This is a genomic window from Neobacillus sp. FSL H8-0543, from assembly GCF_038592905.1.
Taxonomy (GTDB): Bacteria; Bacillota; Bacilli; order Bacillales; family Cytobacillaceae; genus Neobacillus.
Map to the genome: position 1 here is coordinate 4,230,572 of NZ_CP151943.1, position 15,524 is coordinate 4,246,095.

The following is a 15,524-nucleotide window of genomic DNA, read 5'->3' on the forward strand; positions in this document are numbered from 1 at the left end:
TTCATGTTTATTAATAGTTAGGAGGATTATTGATGCCCGTTTTAACTGAAACAGTTAAAGAGATGAAGGGGTATACACTTCATTTGGTTAAGACAGAAAAATACAAAACGAATACTATTGTGTGGAAGATGAAGGCACCTCTATCACGAGAAGATGTTACCAAAAGAGCCCTTCTGCCACATGTTTTACAAAGCAGCACCAGTAAATATCCAACCACCACTGCACTTCGTTCCTACTTAGATGAATTATATGGGGCTACTCTATTTATTGATTTAGCGAAAAAGGGTGAATATCATATAATAAGCTTTTCTCTTGAAATAGCTAATGAAAAATTCCTAAGCAATCCAAGCCCATTACTAAAGAAAGGCTTCGAATTATTAGCTGAGGTTTTAACAAATCCCCAAATATCAGATAATGCATTCGATAATCAAACAATAGATAAAGAAAAGCGAACCTTAAAACAGCGTATACAATCCGTTTATGACGATAAAATGCGCTATTCCAATGTCCGACTTCTGGAAGAAATGTGTAAAGATGAGCCATATGCCCTACAAGTAAACGGCCAGGAAGAGGATGTTGAAGCAATCACAGCCGAAAATTTATATGATTACTATAAAAAAGTTTTATTAGAGGATGAAATGGACCTCTTTGTAATTGGCGATATAATGGAAGATGAAGTAATAAACTATGCAAATGAGTTATTAACCTTTGATAATCGTACGCCGAAAACTTTAATTCAAACGGATGTAATAAAAAAGGAACAAGTTCATGAAGTAAAAGAGCAAGAGGATGTTAAACAAGGGAAATTAAATATTGGTTATCGTACAAATATCCGATATGGTGACCCTGATTATTATGCATTGCAAGTGTTTAACGGGATTTTTGGCGGTTTTTCTCATTCGAAATTGTTTATCAATGTTCGTGAAAAAGCGAGCCTTGCCTATTATGTTGCCAGTCGTCTTGAAAGTCATAAGGGATTAATGATGGTGATGTCTGGAATAGATTTAAAGAACTATGATCAGGCAGTAGGGATCATTCGTGAACAAATGGAAGCAATGAAAAATAGAGATTTCACCGATGATGAGCTATCACAAACCAAAGCAGTGATTCGAAATCAAATGTTAGAAACCATTGATACGTCTAGAGGATTAACAGAGGTCCTTTACCATAATGTTGTAGCAGGGACGGATATAAACCTTGATGAATGGCTAGTGGAAATGGAAAAAACAACAAAAGAAGATATCGTGTCTGTCGCGAAAAAGATTGAACTTGATACTATCTACTTCTTAACAGGGACGGAGGCAGGCGAATAATGGAAAAAATCAATTTTGACCAGCTTCAAGAAGAGCTATATCATGAAAAAATGCCTAATGGATTAAATGTATATATTTTACCGAAAAAAGGATTTAATAAAACGTACGCTACATTCACAACAAAGTATGGCTCAGTTGATAACACATTTGTTCCATTTGGCAAAGAAGAGTACGTTACAGTTCCTGACGGCATTGCTCATTTTTTAGAGCATAAGCTTTTTGAAAAAGAGGATGGCGATGTTTTTCAACTATTCAGCCGCCAAGGCGCTTCAGCAAATGCATTTACTTCCTTTACCCGTACAGCTTATTTGTTCTCAAGTACCTCGGATGTGGAGAAAAACCTTGAAACACTGATAAATTTTGTTCAAGAGCCATATTTTTCGGAAAAAACAGTTGAAAAAGAAAAAGGGATTATTGGCCAAGAAATAACGATGTATGATGATAATCCGGATTGGCGTTTATATTTTGGGCTCATTCAAAACCTATATCGCAACCATCCGGTAAAAATCGATATCGCTGGGACTATTGAATCGATTTCACATATTAATAAGGATTGGCTTTACGAATGCTATAACACGTTTTATCATCCGAGTAATATGCTTTTATTTATTACTGGACCAGTTGATCCAACTGCCTTTATGAATCAAGTAAGGGATAACCAAACGAAAAAAGATTATAAAGAAATGCCAGAGATTAAGCGGAAATTTGAAGATGAGCCCATCCCAGTTGCAGAGAAAAAACAAGTGATGGAGATGAATGTCCAAACTCCAAAATGTCTGGTTGGTATAAAAGCAATAAATACAAATCAAAAAGGGGAGGAACTCCTTAAAAATGAACTTACAATGAATGTACTGCTCGATTTGTTGTTTGGTAAAAGTTCAAAAAATTATACCCAGCTATATAATGATGGACTTATCGATGACACGTTCTCCTATGATTACTCGCAGGAACAGGGATTTGGGTTTGCCATGGTAGGCGGGGATACGAGAGAGCCAGATAAACTAGCTGAGCAATTAGAACAGATGCTTCTCAGTGCAAAAAACGGGACAATTTTTTCTGAAGAGGAATTAGAGCGAAATAAAAAGAAGAAAATAGGTTCCTTTCTACGCGCGGTGAATTCACCAGAATATATAGCTAATCAGTTTACTCGGTATGCCTTTAACGATATGAATTTATTTGATGTAGTACCAACGCTAGAAAAAATTACACTAAACGATGTTAAAACATTAGCATCAGAAATCATTTCGGAAGAACGCTTTTCAGTATGCCAAGTACTGCCTAAGAAAAAATAAACGAAAAGCGTCGCATGCGACGCTTTTCTGTTGCCGTAAAATAGTCTAAAAGTATTGAAAGAGAGAAAGAGTGAAAAAAATGAAAAAATATGCACTCATTACAGGGGCAAGTGGAGGAATTGGACAAGCGGTAGCCTTGAAATTAGCTGCCGAGGGCTATCATTTATATTTACATTATAATCAGAATGAAAAAATAATTAGCGAATTATTAGAAAAATTAGCCCCGTTTGGTGGAGAGTATGCAGTAATTTGCGCAGATTTAGCTAAGCCCGAAGGATATAAAAAGGTTTGTGAACAGATTTTTTCGCTAGATGAAATTATACATTGTAGCGGGAACAGCCAATATGGGCTCCTTGTTGATTTAGCACTTGAAGAGGCAGAATCATTAATGCATGTTCATGTGATTAGTCCCTTAATGCTAACAAAAGAATTACTGCCGAAATTATTAAAAAAGAGGACTGGTAATATCATTGTTATTACTTCAATATGGGGTCAAACAGGTGCTGCTTGTGAAGTGGCCTATTCTGCAGCTAAAGGGGCTCAGATTGCCTTTGTAAAGGCCTTAAGCAAGGAAGTAGCATTAAGTGGTATAAGAGTCAATGCGATTGCACCAGGGGCAGTAGAAACGGTCATGATGAGTCAATTCACAGACGAAGAAAAAGAAACGCTGCAATATGAAATACCAATGGGGAGAATCGGATATCCTGAAGAAATTGCTAACGGAGTAAAATTTCTGCTGAGTAATGAGTCCTCTTATATAACTGGACAGGTTCTTTCTATTAATGGCGGCTGGTATACATAACTTTTCAAATTCTTATGTGAATAAAATCCTCCTTTAATTCAAAGAATAACACTGTACTACTTTTAAGAAGGAGGGTTTATTAATGTCTGTATTAGATAATTGGAAGCAGTGGGAAGATTTCCTTGCGGATCGTCTACATCAAGCACAAGGTGAAGGAATGAGTGAAGGGGCTATCAATACTCTCGCTTATCAAATTGGTGATTATTTATCTAATCAAGTGGAACCAAAAAACGAACAAGAGAGAATTCTTTCTGACCTCTGGTCCGTTGCTGATAAAGAAGAACAGCAGGCCATAGCTAATATTATGGTTAAATTAGTCCAAAATAATGGTTCGCGTTAATAAGAGAGGGATTCCTCTCTTTTTTTTTGTGCTTTATATTCCTTTCAAGGACAAGGTGACTGTTGTGAACATTAATCGTGCTTCCCTTTGTTTTTCCTTTCATCTTCTATCAAAATCATATATTATAAGGTTTAGATGTGGATTGTGAAAAAATTGTCGTTTAGGCTGAGGAGGTTGGTTATGGAGAAAAAAGAATGGTATTTAGAATATGAGATTCAAAAAAACCGTCCTGGTTTGCTGGGCGACATTTCTTCTCTCTTAGGTATGCTATCCATAAATATTGTAACGATAAACGGTGTAGATGAGGGACGGCGCGGGTTATTAATTTTAGCTAAAGATGATAATCAAATAAAACGATTAGAGTCAATTTTAAATACAATGGACACAATAAAATTAATTAAGATTAGAGAACCGAAACTACGCGATCGATTGGCTGTCCGACATGGACGATATATCCAAAGGGATGCTGATGATAAAAAAACCTTTCGTTTTGTTAGAAATGAACTTGGTGTATTAGTTGATTTTATGGCAGAGTTATTTAAGCAGGAAGGTCATAAATTAATTGGGATACGAGGTATGCCGAGGGTAGGGAAGACAGAGTCTGTTGTGGCCGCAAGTGTATGTGCGAATAAACGCTGGCTTTTTGTATCCTCCACATTATTAAAGCAAACCATTCGCAATCAACTCATTGAGGACGAGTATAACGCAAATAATTTATTTATCCTTGATGGCATTGTTTCAAGAAGACGTGCAAGTGAACGCCATTGGCAGCTAGTCCGTGAAATCATGCGTCTGCCAGCTGTAAAAGTGGTAGAACATCCAGATATCTTTGTGCAAAACTCAGAATATACACTTGATGATTTTGATTATATTATCGAGTTAAGGAACGATTCTGAGGAGGAAATTACATACGACATAGTTGACCAAAATAATCTATTTACCGGGTCTGAATTTGGAGATTTTGATTTTTAGAAAATTGGAAGGTGTTAAAAAGTGACTGAACTAGGTAATCGACTAAAAGAAGCGCGATTAGCCAAAGGATTAAGCTTGGAAGATTTACAGTCAATGACAAAAATACAAAAGCGTTACTTGATTGGAATTGAAGAAGGCGACTATTCAAGCATGCCAGGTAATTTTTACGTTCGCGCCTTTGTAAAGCAATACGCTGAAGCACTCCAGCTTGATGTGGATGAAATATTTGAATTTTATAAAGGGGAAATTCCGTCCACACATAAGGAAAATTTACCTGACCAGCTATCAAGGGTAAAAACGCATAAAACCATTACAGAAGGAAATTCAAAAGTTTTTGACATATTACCTAAAGTTTTAATTGGTATTTTTCTTATAGGTGCAGCAGGGTTATTATATTATTTTTTGACAAATAACTTAGGTGATAAGGCAAATGATGAAATTAGTAATAATAATGATCAAGTTTTAATTGAAAAGAAAGACGAACTAGATAAAGCTGTTGATAAGGAAATAGGACAAAAAGAAGAGACCAAGAAAGAAAAAGACAATGATGAGAAAAAGCAAGAGGATACATCTTCACCAGTTGAGGAAACTCCTAAACAAGAGTTAACCGTTGTCGAAGGCAATGGAAGCAACTCCACATATGATTTGAAAAATGCCGATAAATTTGAAGTGAAATTGGTTTCAAAAGGTCAAACATGGGTAAATATTAAAAATGGGAGCGGAAAATCTTATTTTCAGGGATTGCTTTCAACGAATGGAACGGATAGTCAAACGGTGGATTTATCGGCTGAAGATAAAGCAGTTATTGTAGTTGGAAGGACAAGTGATACAGATATTTTTATAAATGACCAAAAGCTCGAATATGCTGTTGCACCGACTGAAGAAGTTCTTCAGAACATTACAATTCAATATGTTCAAAAGAACGAATAGTCATCTATTGATGACTATTCACTTTCTAATGTCGCTTAATAGGAGGATAAATAATGAACGTACCAAATAAAATAACCATATCAAGAATTTTTTTAATTCCATTATTCTTGATCATAATGCTAGTTCCATTTGATTGGGGGACTATGTATCTTTTTGGGGCAGACCTTCCGGTTACCCATTTTATAGGGGCATTGATTTTTATTTTTGCTGCTTCCACGGATTGGGTGGATGGATTCTATGCGAGGAAATACAATCTTGTCACCAACATGGGTAAATTTCTCGACCCGCTAGCTGATAAATTGCTTGTGTCTGCTGCTCTAATTGTTCTAGTCGAACTTGGATTTGCTCCTTCATGGATCGTTATTGCAATCATAAGCAGAGAATTTGCAGTTACAGGTCTTCGACTATTACTAGTAGAGGGAGGCGAGGTTGTAGCAGCCAATATGCTTGGGAAAATAAAAACCTGGGCACAAATTATTGCTATTTCAGCACTCCTATTACATAATACTATTTTTGAATTGATTCATTTTCCATTTGATGATGTGGCATTATGGATTGCATTAATTTTTACCATTTGGTCAGGCTTTGATTATTTCTCTAAAAACATGCATGTATTTAAAAACTCAAAATAGTTTAAGAGAAAAGTTATTGGAAAAGGGGGTGTGCGGATGAATGCGGAAATTATTGCAGTGGGTTCAGAATTGCTGCTCGGTCAAATTGTTAATACCAATGCAAAATTTTTATCCCAGCAACTAGCAGGTCTTGGTATTAATGTTTATTATCATACAGTCGTTGGTGATAATTCCAATCGATTAAAGTCTGTAATTGAAATTGCTGAAAAACGATCAAATTTAATTATTTTTACTGGTGGTCTTGGACCTACCAAAGATGATTTAACGAAAGAAACGATCGCTGGATATATAGGGAAAAAGCTTGTAATGGATCCTGTTGCCTTAGAGTCAATAGAGGACTTCTTTTATAAGACAAATCGGGTAATGACGGAAAATAACCGTAAACAAGCATTGGTCTTTGAAGGGTCCCATATTCTGCCAAACCATAATGGGATGGCCCCTGGTATGGTCACAGAAAATGAAAAGCATCTTTATATGCTTCTACCAGGACCACCTAAAGAAATGGAGCCGATGTTTTTAGATTTCGGCATTGCTGCCCTATCCAGGTATGTAAAAACTGAAGAAAAAATTGTCTCTAGAGTATTAAGATTCTTTGGAATCGGTGAAGCAGCCTTGGAAACAGAAATTGTCGACATAATTGATCAACAAAGTAATCCGACCATTGCTCCACTTGCCTCTGATGGTGAGGTCACCTTACGATTGACTGCAAAACATAAAGATCCTCTTACTGCTAATTCAATGCTCGATGAAGCAGAAAATGCAATCAGATCACGTGTGGGTGAGTATTTATATGGGTATGACAACACCTCAATTGTCGAAGAGTTAGTTAAAGTCTTAAAAGGGAAAAAATTAACGATTGCCGCTGCTGAAAGTCTGACTGGGGGCATGTTTCAGCAAGGGTTAACGAGCTTTGCTGGTGCAAGCACATTTGTTAGCGGTGGTGTTGTTTGCTATACCAATGAGGTCAAACATAAAGTATTGAAGGTTAAAGAAGAGACGATTGAAAAATATGGGGTTGTAAGTGATGAGTGTGCCAAAGAGCTAGCGGAAAATGTTGCAGCACTCCTTTCTTCTGACATTGGTATTAGTTTCACAGGTGTTGCTGGACCTGATGAACTTGAGGGGAAACCAGCAGGAACCGTCTATATCGGACTTTCGATTAATGGCAGACAAACCGTTGTGAAAAAATTAGTACTTGGCGGAACAAGAGAAGCCAACCGCAGTCGTACAGTAAAATTTGGATGCTACTATTTAATCAAACTCTTAAAAGAGTCACAGTGAGCTTTATTAAAGCACTGTGATTTTTTTTATTTTATGGCTGTGTTAAAGAACATTTTTGATTTAGTACACTCTGTTGATTGGAGCGGAAGGCACGAGACTCCTGCGGGAAAAGCAAGTCACGGGAGACCCCGCAAGAGCGAAGCGACGAGGAGGCTCCCGGACTGCCCGCGGAAAGCGAAGTGCCTGGAGCTCCAATCAACAGGCAAGGTTAATACGGCCTATTTTATAAAAGTCATTGTCAGATAATAACAGAAAAAGTCCTTTTGAGAGAAAAATAGTAGTGAAAAGCTTTAAATGATAAGAAAATAGTAAGATATAAGTTAATAACTTGTTTGAAAAACAATCGAATGAATGTTCGATTTTTTCCTCGACAAATTCATAAAAAGAGGTTATATTATTAATAGGTTTTAAATCAATAGAATTTGGCTATTATCAAATGTTTATATATATAAGGAGGAAAAATAGTGAGTGATCGTAAAGCGGCCTTAGAAATGGCGTTAAAACAGATTGAAAAGCAATTCGGAAAAGGCTCCATTATGAAAATGGGAGAGAAAACGGACACGAGGATTTTAACAAGTCCTAGTGGCTCGTTAGCGTTAGATGCAGCACTTGGAGTGGGTGGATATCCAAAAGGACGGATTATCGAAATTTATGGCCCTGAAAGCTCAGGTAAAACAACTGTTGCCTTGCATGCTATTGCTGAAGTACAGGCAAATGGCGGACAAGCTGCTTTTATTGATGCTGAGCATGCGCTTGACCCAGCTTATGCGCAAAAATTAGGGGTGAACATTGATGAGTTATTGTTATCCCAGCCTGACACCGGGGAACAAGCACTAGAAATCGCTGAGGCGCTTGTTCGCAGTGGTGCCATTGATATTTTGGTAGTTGACTCAGTTGCAGCACTAGTACCAAAAGCCGAAATTGAAGGGGAAATGGGAGATTCTCACATGGGTCTTCAAGCTCGTTTGATGTCTCAAGCACTCCGGAAATTATCTGGTGTCATTAACAAATCGAAGACAATCGCTATCTTTATCAACCAAATTCGTGAAAAAATTGGTGTCATGTTTGGTAATCCCGAAACAACCCCAGGTGGACGTGCGTTAAAATTCTACTCAACGGTACGTATTGAAGTTCGTCGTGCAGAAGCGCTAAAGCAGGGAACAGATATTGTTGGAAACAAAACTAAAATTAAAGTAGTGAAGAATAAAGTTGCACCTCCTTTCCGTACAGCTGAAGTGGATATTATGTATGGCGAAGGTATCTCTAAGGAAGGCGAGATTGTTGATATTGGCTCCGAATTAGAAATTGTACAAAAAAGTGGTTCTTGGTATTCTTATAATGAGGAAAGAATAGGCCAAGGCCGTGAAAATGCCAAACTATTCTTAAGAGAAAATCCAAGCATTCGCCTTGAAATTCAGACGAAAATCCGTGAACACTTTGGTTTAAATGGTGAAAAAATAGTTACAGAAACAGATGAGCCAGATCCATTTGAATTAGTAGATTAATTTAAAAGAGCAAAGCCATTGTCAGGCTTTGCTCTTTTTGGGGTTGCATATTCATTCTATTTATCTAATATTCATTCATTCAAGTGAGAAATATCCAATTATCCTGTGAACATATTCAAAATATTTGAAAAAGCTCACAGGAGTTACCCTTGACAATGAATATACACACATTTACAATTAACATGTATATTTTACATTTTGTTATTAATACATGAAAAGCAATAGTGCTAGCTGTATGTTGAGTCTAAACAGTGTACATGCCAACACTTAAAAGTGTACAAAGTTCATAGCAAGAGGAGGTGTAACGATGGAAACTATTACTATCATCTCCATTTTGCTTAGCATTATCGTTGGTGCCGTTGTTGGCTATTTTGTACGTAAATCCATTGCTGAAGCAAAAATAGCAGGGGCAAAGAATGCTGCAGAGCAGATTCTTGAGGATGCAAAGCGTGATGCTGATTCATTGAAAAAAGAAGCTTTGCTTGAAGCAAAGGATGAAATTCACAAACTTCGTACTGAAACTGAACGTGAGGTTAGGGACCGAAGAAATGAACTGCAAAAACAAGAGAACCGTTTACTGCAAAGAGAAGAGAATTTAGATCGAAAGGATGAAACGTTGAACAAGCGTGATATTCTTTTGGAGAAAAAGGATGATTCTCTAAACCAAAGACAACAGCATATTGAACAGATGGAAAGCAAAGTGGACGAGTTGATACGAAAACAACAATCTGAACTCGAACGAGTTTCTAGCTTGACACGTGAAGAAGCTAGATCAATTATTATCGACAAGCTGGAGCAGGAATTAATCCATGAAACTGCGATAATGATTAAAGAAAGTGAAACCCGCGTAAAAGAGGAATCTGACAAGAAAGCGAAAGAAATACTGTCGCTAGCAATCCAGCGTTGCGCTGCTGACCATGTTGCGGAAACGACAGTATCAGTAGTCAACCTTCCCAATGATGAAATGAAAGGCCGCATTATTGGCCGTGAAGGAAGAAATATCCGTACGCTAGAAACACTTACTGGAATTGATTTGATTATTGATGATACTCCAGAGGCTGTCATTCTGTCAGGCTTTGACCCTATACGTCGTGAGACCGCTCGATTGGCATTAGAAAAACTAGTCCAAGATGGACGGATTCACCCTGCGCGTATTGAGGAAATGGTTGAAAAGTCCCGCCGAGAAGTGGATGAGTATATCCGGGAGGTTGGTGAACAAACGACCTTTGAAGTCGGAGTTCATGGACTGCATCCAGATCTAATTAAAATTCTCGGACGTTTGAAGTTCCGTACGAGTTATGGACAAAATGTCCTGAAGCACTCTATAGAGGTTGCACAGCTTTCTGGCTTGTTGGCAGCTGAACTTGGTGAGGATGAAATGCTAGCTCGCCGAGCAGGTTTACTCCATGATATTGGTAAAGCGATTGACCATGAGGTCGAAGGCAGTCATGTTGAAATTGGAGTTGAACTTGCAACTAAATACAAGGAACACCCAGTAGTTATCAATAGTATTGGTTCACACCATGGCGACACGGAACCAACTTCTGTTATTGCGGTGCTGGTAGCTGCTGCTGATGCGCTTTCAGCCGCGAGACCAGGAGCACGCAGTGAAACTCTAGAGAACTATATACGCCGTTTAGAAAAGCTGGAGGAGATTTCTGAGTCCTATGATGGTGTTGAGAAATCCTTCGCAATTCAAGCTGGTCGTGAGGTTCGGATTATTGTAAGGCCGGATGCCGTTGATGATCTTGCCGCACATCGCTTGGCACGAGATATTCGTAAGCGTATTGAGGAAGAACTAGACTATCCAGGACATATTAAAGTGACAGTTATCCGTGAAACACGGGCTGTAGAATATGCGAAATAAAGCGGTGCGAATGCACCGCTTTATTTTTTGAGATACTATTAGGACGGCTATAGATGGATTAAGTATGATACTATTTAATCCATCGCCAATATTTATTTACGAAAGGGAATACAATGAATTTATTATTTGTAGGAGATGTCGTCGGTTCTGTGGGCCGTGACATGATTAAAGAGTATTTACCTAAATTAAAAGAAAAATACCGTCCACATTTCACAATAATTAACGGTGAAAATGCTGCAGGCGGTAGAGGAATTACGGAGAAAATATATCGGGAATTTTTAGGTTCGGGAGCACAGGCAGTAACTCTTGGAAATCATGCATGGGATAACAAAGAAATTTTTGAGTTTATCGAAAATGCCAAAAATATGGTAAGGCCTGCAAATTTTCCCGAAGGAACTCCGGGACAAGGACTTGTCTTCTTTAAAGTAAATGACTTAGAAGTTGCGGTAATCAATTTACAGGGCCGAACCTTTATGCCTCCTCTAGACTGTCCTTTTAAAAAGGCGGATGAATTAGTAGAAATAGCACAAGCAAGAACACCTTTTATTTTTGTTGATTTTCATGCTGAGGCGACGAGTGAGAAGCAAGCAATGGGCTGGTATTTAGATGGAAGAGTATCTGCTGTCGTGGGTACACATACCCATGTACAGACCGCTGATAGCCGTATCCTGCCAGCTGGCACAGGGTATTTAACCGATGTAGGGATGACAGGTCCATATGATGGAATCTTGGGAATGGAGAGAGAGGCAGTTATTACAAAGTTTCTTACTAGTCTGCCAGTACGCTTCGAAGTTCCTAAAACAGGCCGTAATCAACTTAGCGGGGTTTATATAGAACTCGACAGGAAAACAGGTCATACAAAAAAGATTGAGCGCATTTTAATTAATGATGATCATCTATGGTACTCATAAAGTATAACCTCCATTTTTGGAGGTTTTTTTCTTGATATCTCCTGAAATAGCTCCTTTTTTCGGTCAAGCCGGAATATGTCTAATGTTAATCGAATATAGTAGCAGTGGAATATTATATACCTGATTTGTTCATGAAACTGCTCATGCGGGATCGGGATTATACAAGGGGGAGCTAGGAATGGAAATATTAAAAGTTTCAGCAAAATCTAATCCTAATTCTGTAGCTGGTGCACTTGCCGGAGTTCTGCGTGAAAGAGGTGCAGCGGAATTACAGGCAATTGGTGCAGGTGCATTGAATCAAGCTGTTAAGGCAGTAGCGATTGCTCGAGGATTTGTAGCACCTAGCGGAGTTGATTTGATTTGCATCCCTGCGTTCACTGATATCAAGATTGACGGGGAGGAACGCACAGCAATAAAGCTGATTGTTGAGCCGAGGTAAGAGATAATAAATGATTGGAAAAGTGAAAAACTTTTTGCCTGCTTTTGCAAAGCAGGTATTTTTGTATTCTAAAAATTACTTTTACTAGGAAAATATTATTCTAAAATACGTTAAAATGTTTTCCTGTATATAATATTTGAAATAGAAATATACTGAAAGAGTTAATTAAACAGCGGAATAACAAGGTTTAAGACACAAGTAATTAACTAGTAAAAAACCGAAATAAATAATGAATTTTAAATTATAAAAAAATATTCATATTTTAGACAATATTTCGTTTGAAAGGGTTGCATTTTTTTGTTCATAGGTCTAGAATTGTAAGCGTTTAGTACATTCCATGTTAATTATTTATTTAGACTTTAAAGTAATAAAGAGTCTAAATTCTAGTTAATTAAATGGAAAGGTGCTACACTATTAGAAGAATCATAAAATTCACTTTTTACATATCCAAAGGGGTGTAAGTCATGATCAATCAACTTTCGTGGAAAGTTGGAGGACAACAAGGAGAAGGTATTGAAAGTACTGGGGAAATATTTGCTATTGCATTAAATCGTCTAGGCTATTACTTGTATGGGTATCGTCACTTTTCATCACGGATAAAAGGTGGTCATACTAACAACAAAATTAGAGTAAGCACGACCCAAGTTCGTTCAATCTCTGATGATCTCGATATCCTTGTAGCTTTTGACCAAGAAACCATTGATGTAAACTACAAAGAGTTACATGCTAACGGAGTAATCCTTGCTGATGCAAAGTTTAAACCAACTAAACCTGAAGATACACAAGCGTCAATGTATGCGGTGCCATTTACAGAAATTGCTACTGAATTAGGAACTTCATTAATGAAAAACATGGTAGCAATCGGTGCGACATCAGCCGTTTTGGATCTGGATATTCATGTTTTTAAAGAAGTAGTTCAAGAGATTTTTGGTAAAAAAGGTGAACAAGTAGTTGCTAAGAACATGGAAGCCATCAAAACTGGTTTTGATTATATGAAAGAACAGCTTGGCGAAGGCGCCCAAGTCATGGATTTGGAAAAAGCTGATGGCAAGAAACGGATGTTTATGATTGGAAATGATGCAATTGCATTAGGCGCAATTGCTGGTGGCTGTCGTTTTATGGCAGCATATCCTATTACACCTGCATCTGAAATTATGGAGTATTTAATTAAAAAGTTACCAGCATTAGGCGGTACGGTTATCCAAACGGAAGATGAGATTGCCGCATGTACAATGGCAATTGGCGCTAACTACGGCGGTGTTCGTGCGATAACTGCTTCAGCAGGACCAGGATTGTCTTTAAAAATGGAGGCAATTGGATTATCAGGAATTACTGAAACTCCGCTTGTTATAGTCGACACGCAGCGTGGGGGCCCATCTACAGGATTACCAACAAAACAAGAACAATCAGATTTAATGGCAATGATTTATGGAACACATGGGGAAATTCCAAAAATCGTAATGGCACCAAGTACCGTTCAAGAAGCGTTCTATGATGCAGCAGAAGCCTTTAACCTTGCTGAAGAGTACCAATGTCCAGTAATTCTATTAACTGATCTTCAATTATCATTAGGCAAACAAACAGTTGAACCGTTAAATTTTAATAAAGTTGAAATCCGACGTGGTAAACTTGTAACAGGAGAAATCCCTGAGAGTGAAAATAAAGCCTATTTCAAGCGTTATGAAGTGACTGAAGACGGTATTTCTCCACGTGTTATTCCTGGAATGAAAAATGGTATTCACCATGTAACAGGTGTTGAACATGATGAAACAGGGAAACCATCAGAGTCTGCATTAAACCGTAATGCACAAATGGATAAGCGTTTCCGTAAAGTTGAAAATATTCGCTTTGATACACCTGTATACAAAAATGCAAAGCATGAAGAAGCAGATATTCTGCTAGTTGGGTTTAACTCAACTCGCGGTGCGATTGAAGAAGCAATGATCCGTTTAGAGAGTGATGGTTTGAAAGTAAACCATGCACATATTCGTTTGATTCATCCCTTCCCAACTAACGAATTGCTTCCACTAGTACGTGCTGCGAAAAAAGTAGTGGTAGTTGAAAACAACGCAACTGGCCAGTTGGCAAATATTATCAAGATGAATGTTGGATATGCAGAGAAGATTGTAAAGCATTTAAAATATGATGGAAATCCGTTCCTACCACACGAAGTTTATACAAAATGTAAGGAGCTGTTCTAAATGGCCACTTTTAAAGAATTTCGAAATAATGTAAAACCGAACTGGTGCCCTGGCTGTGGCGACTTCTCCGTACAAGCGGCAATGCAACGTGCGGCAGCGAATGTCGGCTTAGAACCAGAAAACTTAGCAGTTATTTCTGGAATCGGCTGTTCAGGACGTATCTCTGGTTATATTAATTCTTATGGTTTCCATGGCATCCATGGTCGTTCACTACCAATTGCACAAGGTGTTAAGATGGCTAACCGTGATTTAACAGTTATCGCATCTGGCGGAGACGGTGACGGCTTTGCGATTGGTATGGGACATACGATTCATGCTATTCGCCGTAATGTGGATATTACCTATATTGTTATGGATAACCAAATCTATGGATTAACAAAAGGACAAACATCACCACGTTCGGCAGCTGGCTTTAAAACGAAATCATCACCACTAGGTTCGATTGAACAACCAATTTCACCTATGGAGATGGCTTTAACTGCTGGTGCAACGTTTGTAGCACAAAGCTTCTCGACGGATTTGAAAGATTTAACGGCATTAATCGAAGCCGGGATTAACCATAAGGGCTTTTCATTAATCAATGTATACAGCCCTTGCGTAACCTATAATAAGGTAAATACGTATGACTGGTTTAAAGAAAATCTAACGAAGCTAAGCAGTATAGAAGGTTATGATCCTACTAACCGCGAGGATGCAATGCAGACTTTGATGAAGCATAATGGTCTTGTTACAGGTCTCATTTATCAAAATACAGAACGCAAATCATATCAAGAATTAATCACAGGGTACTCTGAAACGCCATTGGCGCATGCTGACCTAACTCTTGATCAAACCTATTTCGATAAATTAGTCGATGAGTTCATGTAATAGTTTTTAGAAAACCCGTGGTTTATACCCACGGGTTTTCTAATGTTATAACATTCTATTAATTTTTTCAAATCTTATTTTATATTGTTTGTTTTTTGACTATGCTTTAAAATGATTAGTTGTACCTTAAAACATTATATTTTTTACAATCTACTTTTTTGAAAGGAGTACA

Annotated in this window: 14 protein-coding genes; all 14 read left to right on the plus strand. The window is 37.8% G+C overall.

The window, feature by feature from the left end; translation table 11 throughout:
• The first annotated feature begins 32 nt into the window (after positions 1–32).
• The 14 genes from NSS81_RS21275 to NSS81_RS21340 all read left to right on the plus strand — a co-directional run bounded on the left by NSS81_RS21275 (position 33) and on the right by NSS81_RS21340 (position 15,352).
• On the plus strand, positions 33–1,313 hold the full coding sequence (locus NSS81_RS21275; protein WP_342430621.1) for a pitrilysin family protein: 1,281 nt from the start codon (positions 33–35) through the stop codon (positions 1,311–1,313).
• Positions 1,313–2,605, plus strand: a complete 1,293-nt coding sequence (locus tag NSS81_RS21280) for a pitrilysin family protein (RefSeq protein ID WP_342430622.1) — start codon at positions 1,313–1,315, stop codon at positions 2,603–2,605. The genes NSS81_RS21275 and NSS81_RS21280 overlap by 1 nt, the downstream gene beginning before the upstream one ends.
• Before the next feature lie 79 nt (positions 2,606–2,684).
• Positions 2,685–3,407, plus strand: a complete 723-nt coding sequence (locus tag NSS81_RS21285) for an SDR family oxidoreductase (protein WP_342430623.1) — start codon at positions 2,685–2,687, stop codon at positions 3,405–3,407.
• Between the two features lie 82 nt (positions 3,408–3,489).
• Positions 3,490–3,747, plus strand: coding sequence for a DUF3243 domain-containing protein (locus tag NSS81_RS21290; protein ID WP_342430624.1), 258 nt, complete (start codon positions 3,490–3,492; stop codon positions 3,745–3,747).
• A gap of 180 nt (positions 3,748–3,927) precedes the next feature.
• Complete coding sequence (locus NSS81_RS21295) at positions 3,928–4,719, plus strand: DUF3388 domain-containing protein (RefSeq protein ID WP_342430625.1); 792 nt, start codon at positions 3,928–3,930, stop codon at positions 4,717–4,719.
• Between the two features lie 21 nt (positions 4,720–4,740).
• Positions 4,741–5,649 (plus strand): RodZ domain-containing protein, encoded by a 909-nt coding sequence (locus NSS81_RS21300; protein WP_342430626.1) that lies wholly within the window; start codon positions 4,741–4,743, stop codon positions 5,647–5,649.
• A gap of 53 nt (positions 5,650–5,702) precedes the next feature.
• On the plus strand, positions 5,703–6,281 hold the full coding sequence (pgsA, locus tag NSS81_RS21305; RefSeq protein WP_342430627.1) for a CDP-diacylglycerol--glycerol-3-phosphate 3-phosphatidyltransferase: 579 nt from the start codon (positions 5,703–5,705) through the stop codon (positions 6,279–6,281).
• Positions 6,282–6,317: 36 nt separating this feature from the next.
• Positions 6,318–7,562, plus strand: a complete 1,245-nt coding sequence (locus NSS81_RS21310; protein WP_342430628.1) for a competence/damage-inducible protein A — start codon at positions 6,318–6,320, stop codon at positions 7,560–7,562.
• A 464-nt stretch (positions 7,563–8,026) separates the two neighbouring features.
• Complete coding sequence (recA, locus tag NSS81_RS21315; protein ID WP_342430629.1) at positions 8,027–9,067, plus strand: recombinase RecA; 1,041 nt, start codon at positions 8,027–8,029, stop codon at positions 9,065–9,067.
• Positions 9,068–9,374: 307 nt separating this feature from the next.
• On the plus strand, positions 9,375–10,934 hold the full coding sequence (rny, locus tag NSS81_RS21320) for a ribonuclease Y (protein ID WP_342430630.1): 1,560 nt from the start codon (positions 9,375–9,377) through the stop codon (positions 10,932–10,934).
• A gap of 113 nt (positions 10,935–11,047) precedes the next feature.
• Positions 11,048–11,845: a TIGR00282 family metallophosphoesterase gene (locus NSS81_RS21325; protein WP_342430631.1), complete on the plus strand. Its 798-nt coding sequence runs from the start codon at positions 11,048–11,050 to the stop codon at positions 11,843–11,845.
• Between the two features lie 178 nt (positions 11,846–12,023).
• Positions 12,024–12,284, plus strand: coding sequence for a stage V sporulation protein SpoVS (gene spoVS, locus NSS81_RS21330; RefSeq protein ID WP_342430632.1), 261 nt, complete (start codon positions 12,024–12,026; stop codon positions 12,282–12,284).
• A gap of 464 nt (positions 12,285–12,748) precedes the next feature.
• Positions 12,749–14,485: a 2-oxoacid:acceptor oxidoreductase subunit alpha gene (locus NSS81_RS21335; protein WP_342430633.1), complete on the plus strand. Its 1,737-nt coding sequence runs from the start codon at positions 12,749–12,751 to the stop codon at positions 14,483–14,485.
• Positions 14,486–15,352: a 2-oxoacid:ferredoxin oxidoreductase subunit beta gene (locus NSS81_RS21340; RefSeq protein WP_342430634.1), complete on the plus strand. Its 867-nt coding sequence runs from the start codon at positions 14,486–14,488 to the stop codon at positions 15,350–15,352. It abuts the gene before it with no gap.
• The last annotated feature ends 172 nt before the right edge of the window (positions 15,353–15,524 follow it).

Bases quoted from the DNA above. Each gene is read 5' to 3' on its own strand.
- NSS81_RS21275 (WP_342430621.1), top strand. From the start codon at position 33: ATGCCCGTTTTAACTGAAACAGTTAAAGAGATGAAGGGGTATACACTT.
- NSS81_RS21280 (WP_342430622.1), top strand. From the start codon at position 1,313: ATGGAAAAAATCAATTTTGACCAGCTTCAAGAAGAGCTATATCATGAA.
- NSS81_RS21285 (WP_342430623.1), top strand. From the start codon at position 2,685: ATGAAAAAATATGCACTCATTACAGGGGCAAGTGGAGGAATTGGACAA.
- NSS81_RS21290 (WP_342430624.1), top strand. From the start codon at position 3,490: ATGTCTGTATTAGATAATTGGAAGCAGTGGGAAGATTTCCTTGCGGAT.
- NSS81_RS21295 (WP_342430625.1), top strand. From the start codon at position 3,928: ATGGAGAAAAAAGAATGGTATTTAGAATATGAGATTCAAAAAAACCGT.
- pgsA (WP_342430627.1), top strand. From the start codon at position 5,703: ATGAACGTACCAAATAAAATAACCATATCAAGAATTTTTTTAATTCCA.
- NSS81_RS21310 (WP_342430628.1), top strand. From the start codon at position 6,318: ATGAATGCGGAAATTATTGCAGTGGGTTCAGAATTGCTGCTCGGTCAA.
- rny (WP_342430630.1), top strand. From the start codon at position 9,375: ATGGAAACTATTACTATCATCTCCATTTTGCTTAGCATTATCGTTGGT.
- NSS81_RS21325 (WP_342430631.1), top strand. From the start codon at position 11,048: ATGAATTTATTATTTGTAGGAGATGTCGTCGGTTCTGTGGGCCGTGAC.
- spoVS (WP_342430632.1), top strand. From the start codon at position 12,024: ATGGAAATATTAAAAGTTTCAGCAAAATCTAATCCTAATTCTGTAGCT.
- NSS81_RS21335 (WP_342430633.1), top strand. From the start codon at position 12,749: ATGATCAATCAACTTTCGTGGAAAGTTGGAGGACAACAAGGAGAAGGT.
- NSS81_RS21340 (WP_342430634.1), top strand. From the start codon at position 14,486: ATGGCCACTTTTAAAGAATTTCGAAATAATGTAAAACCGAACTGGTGC.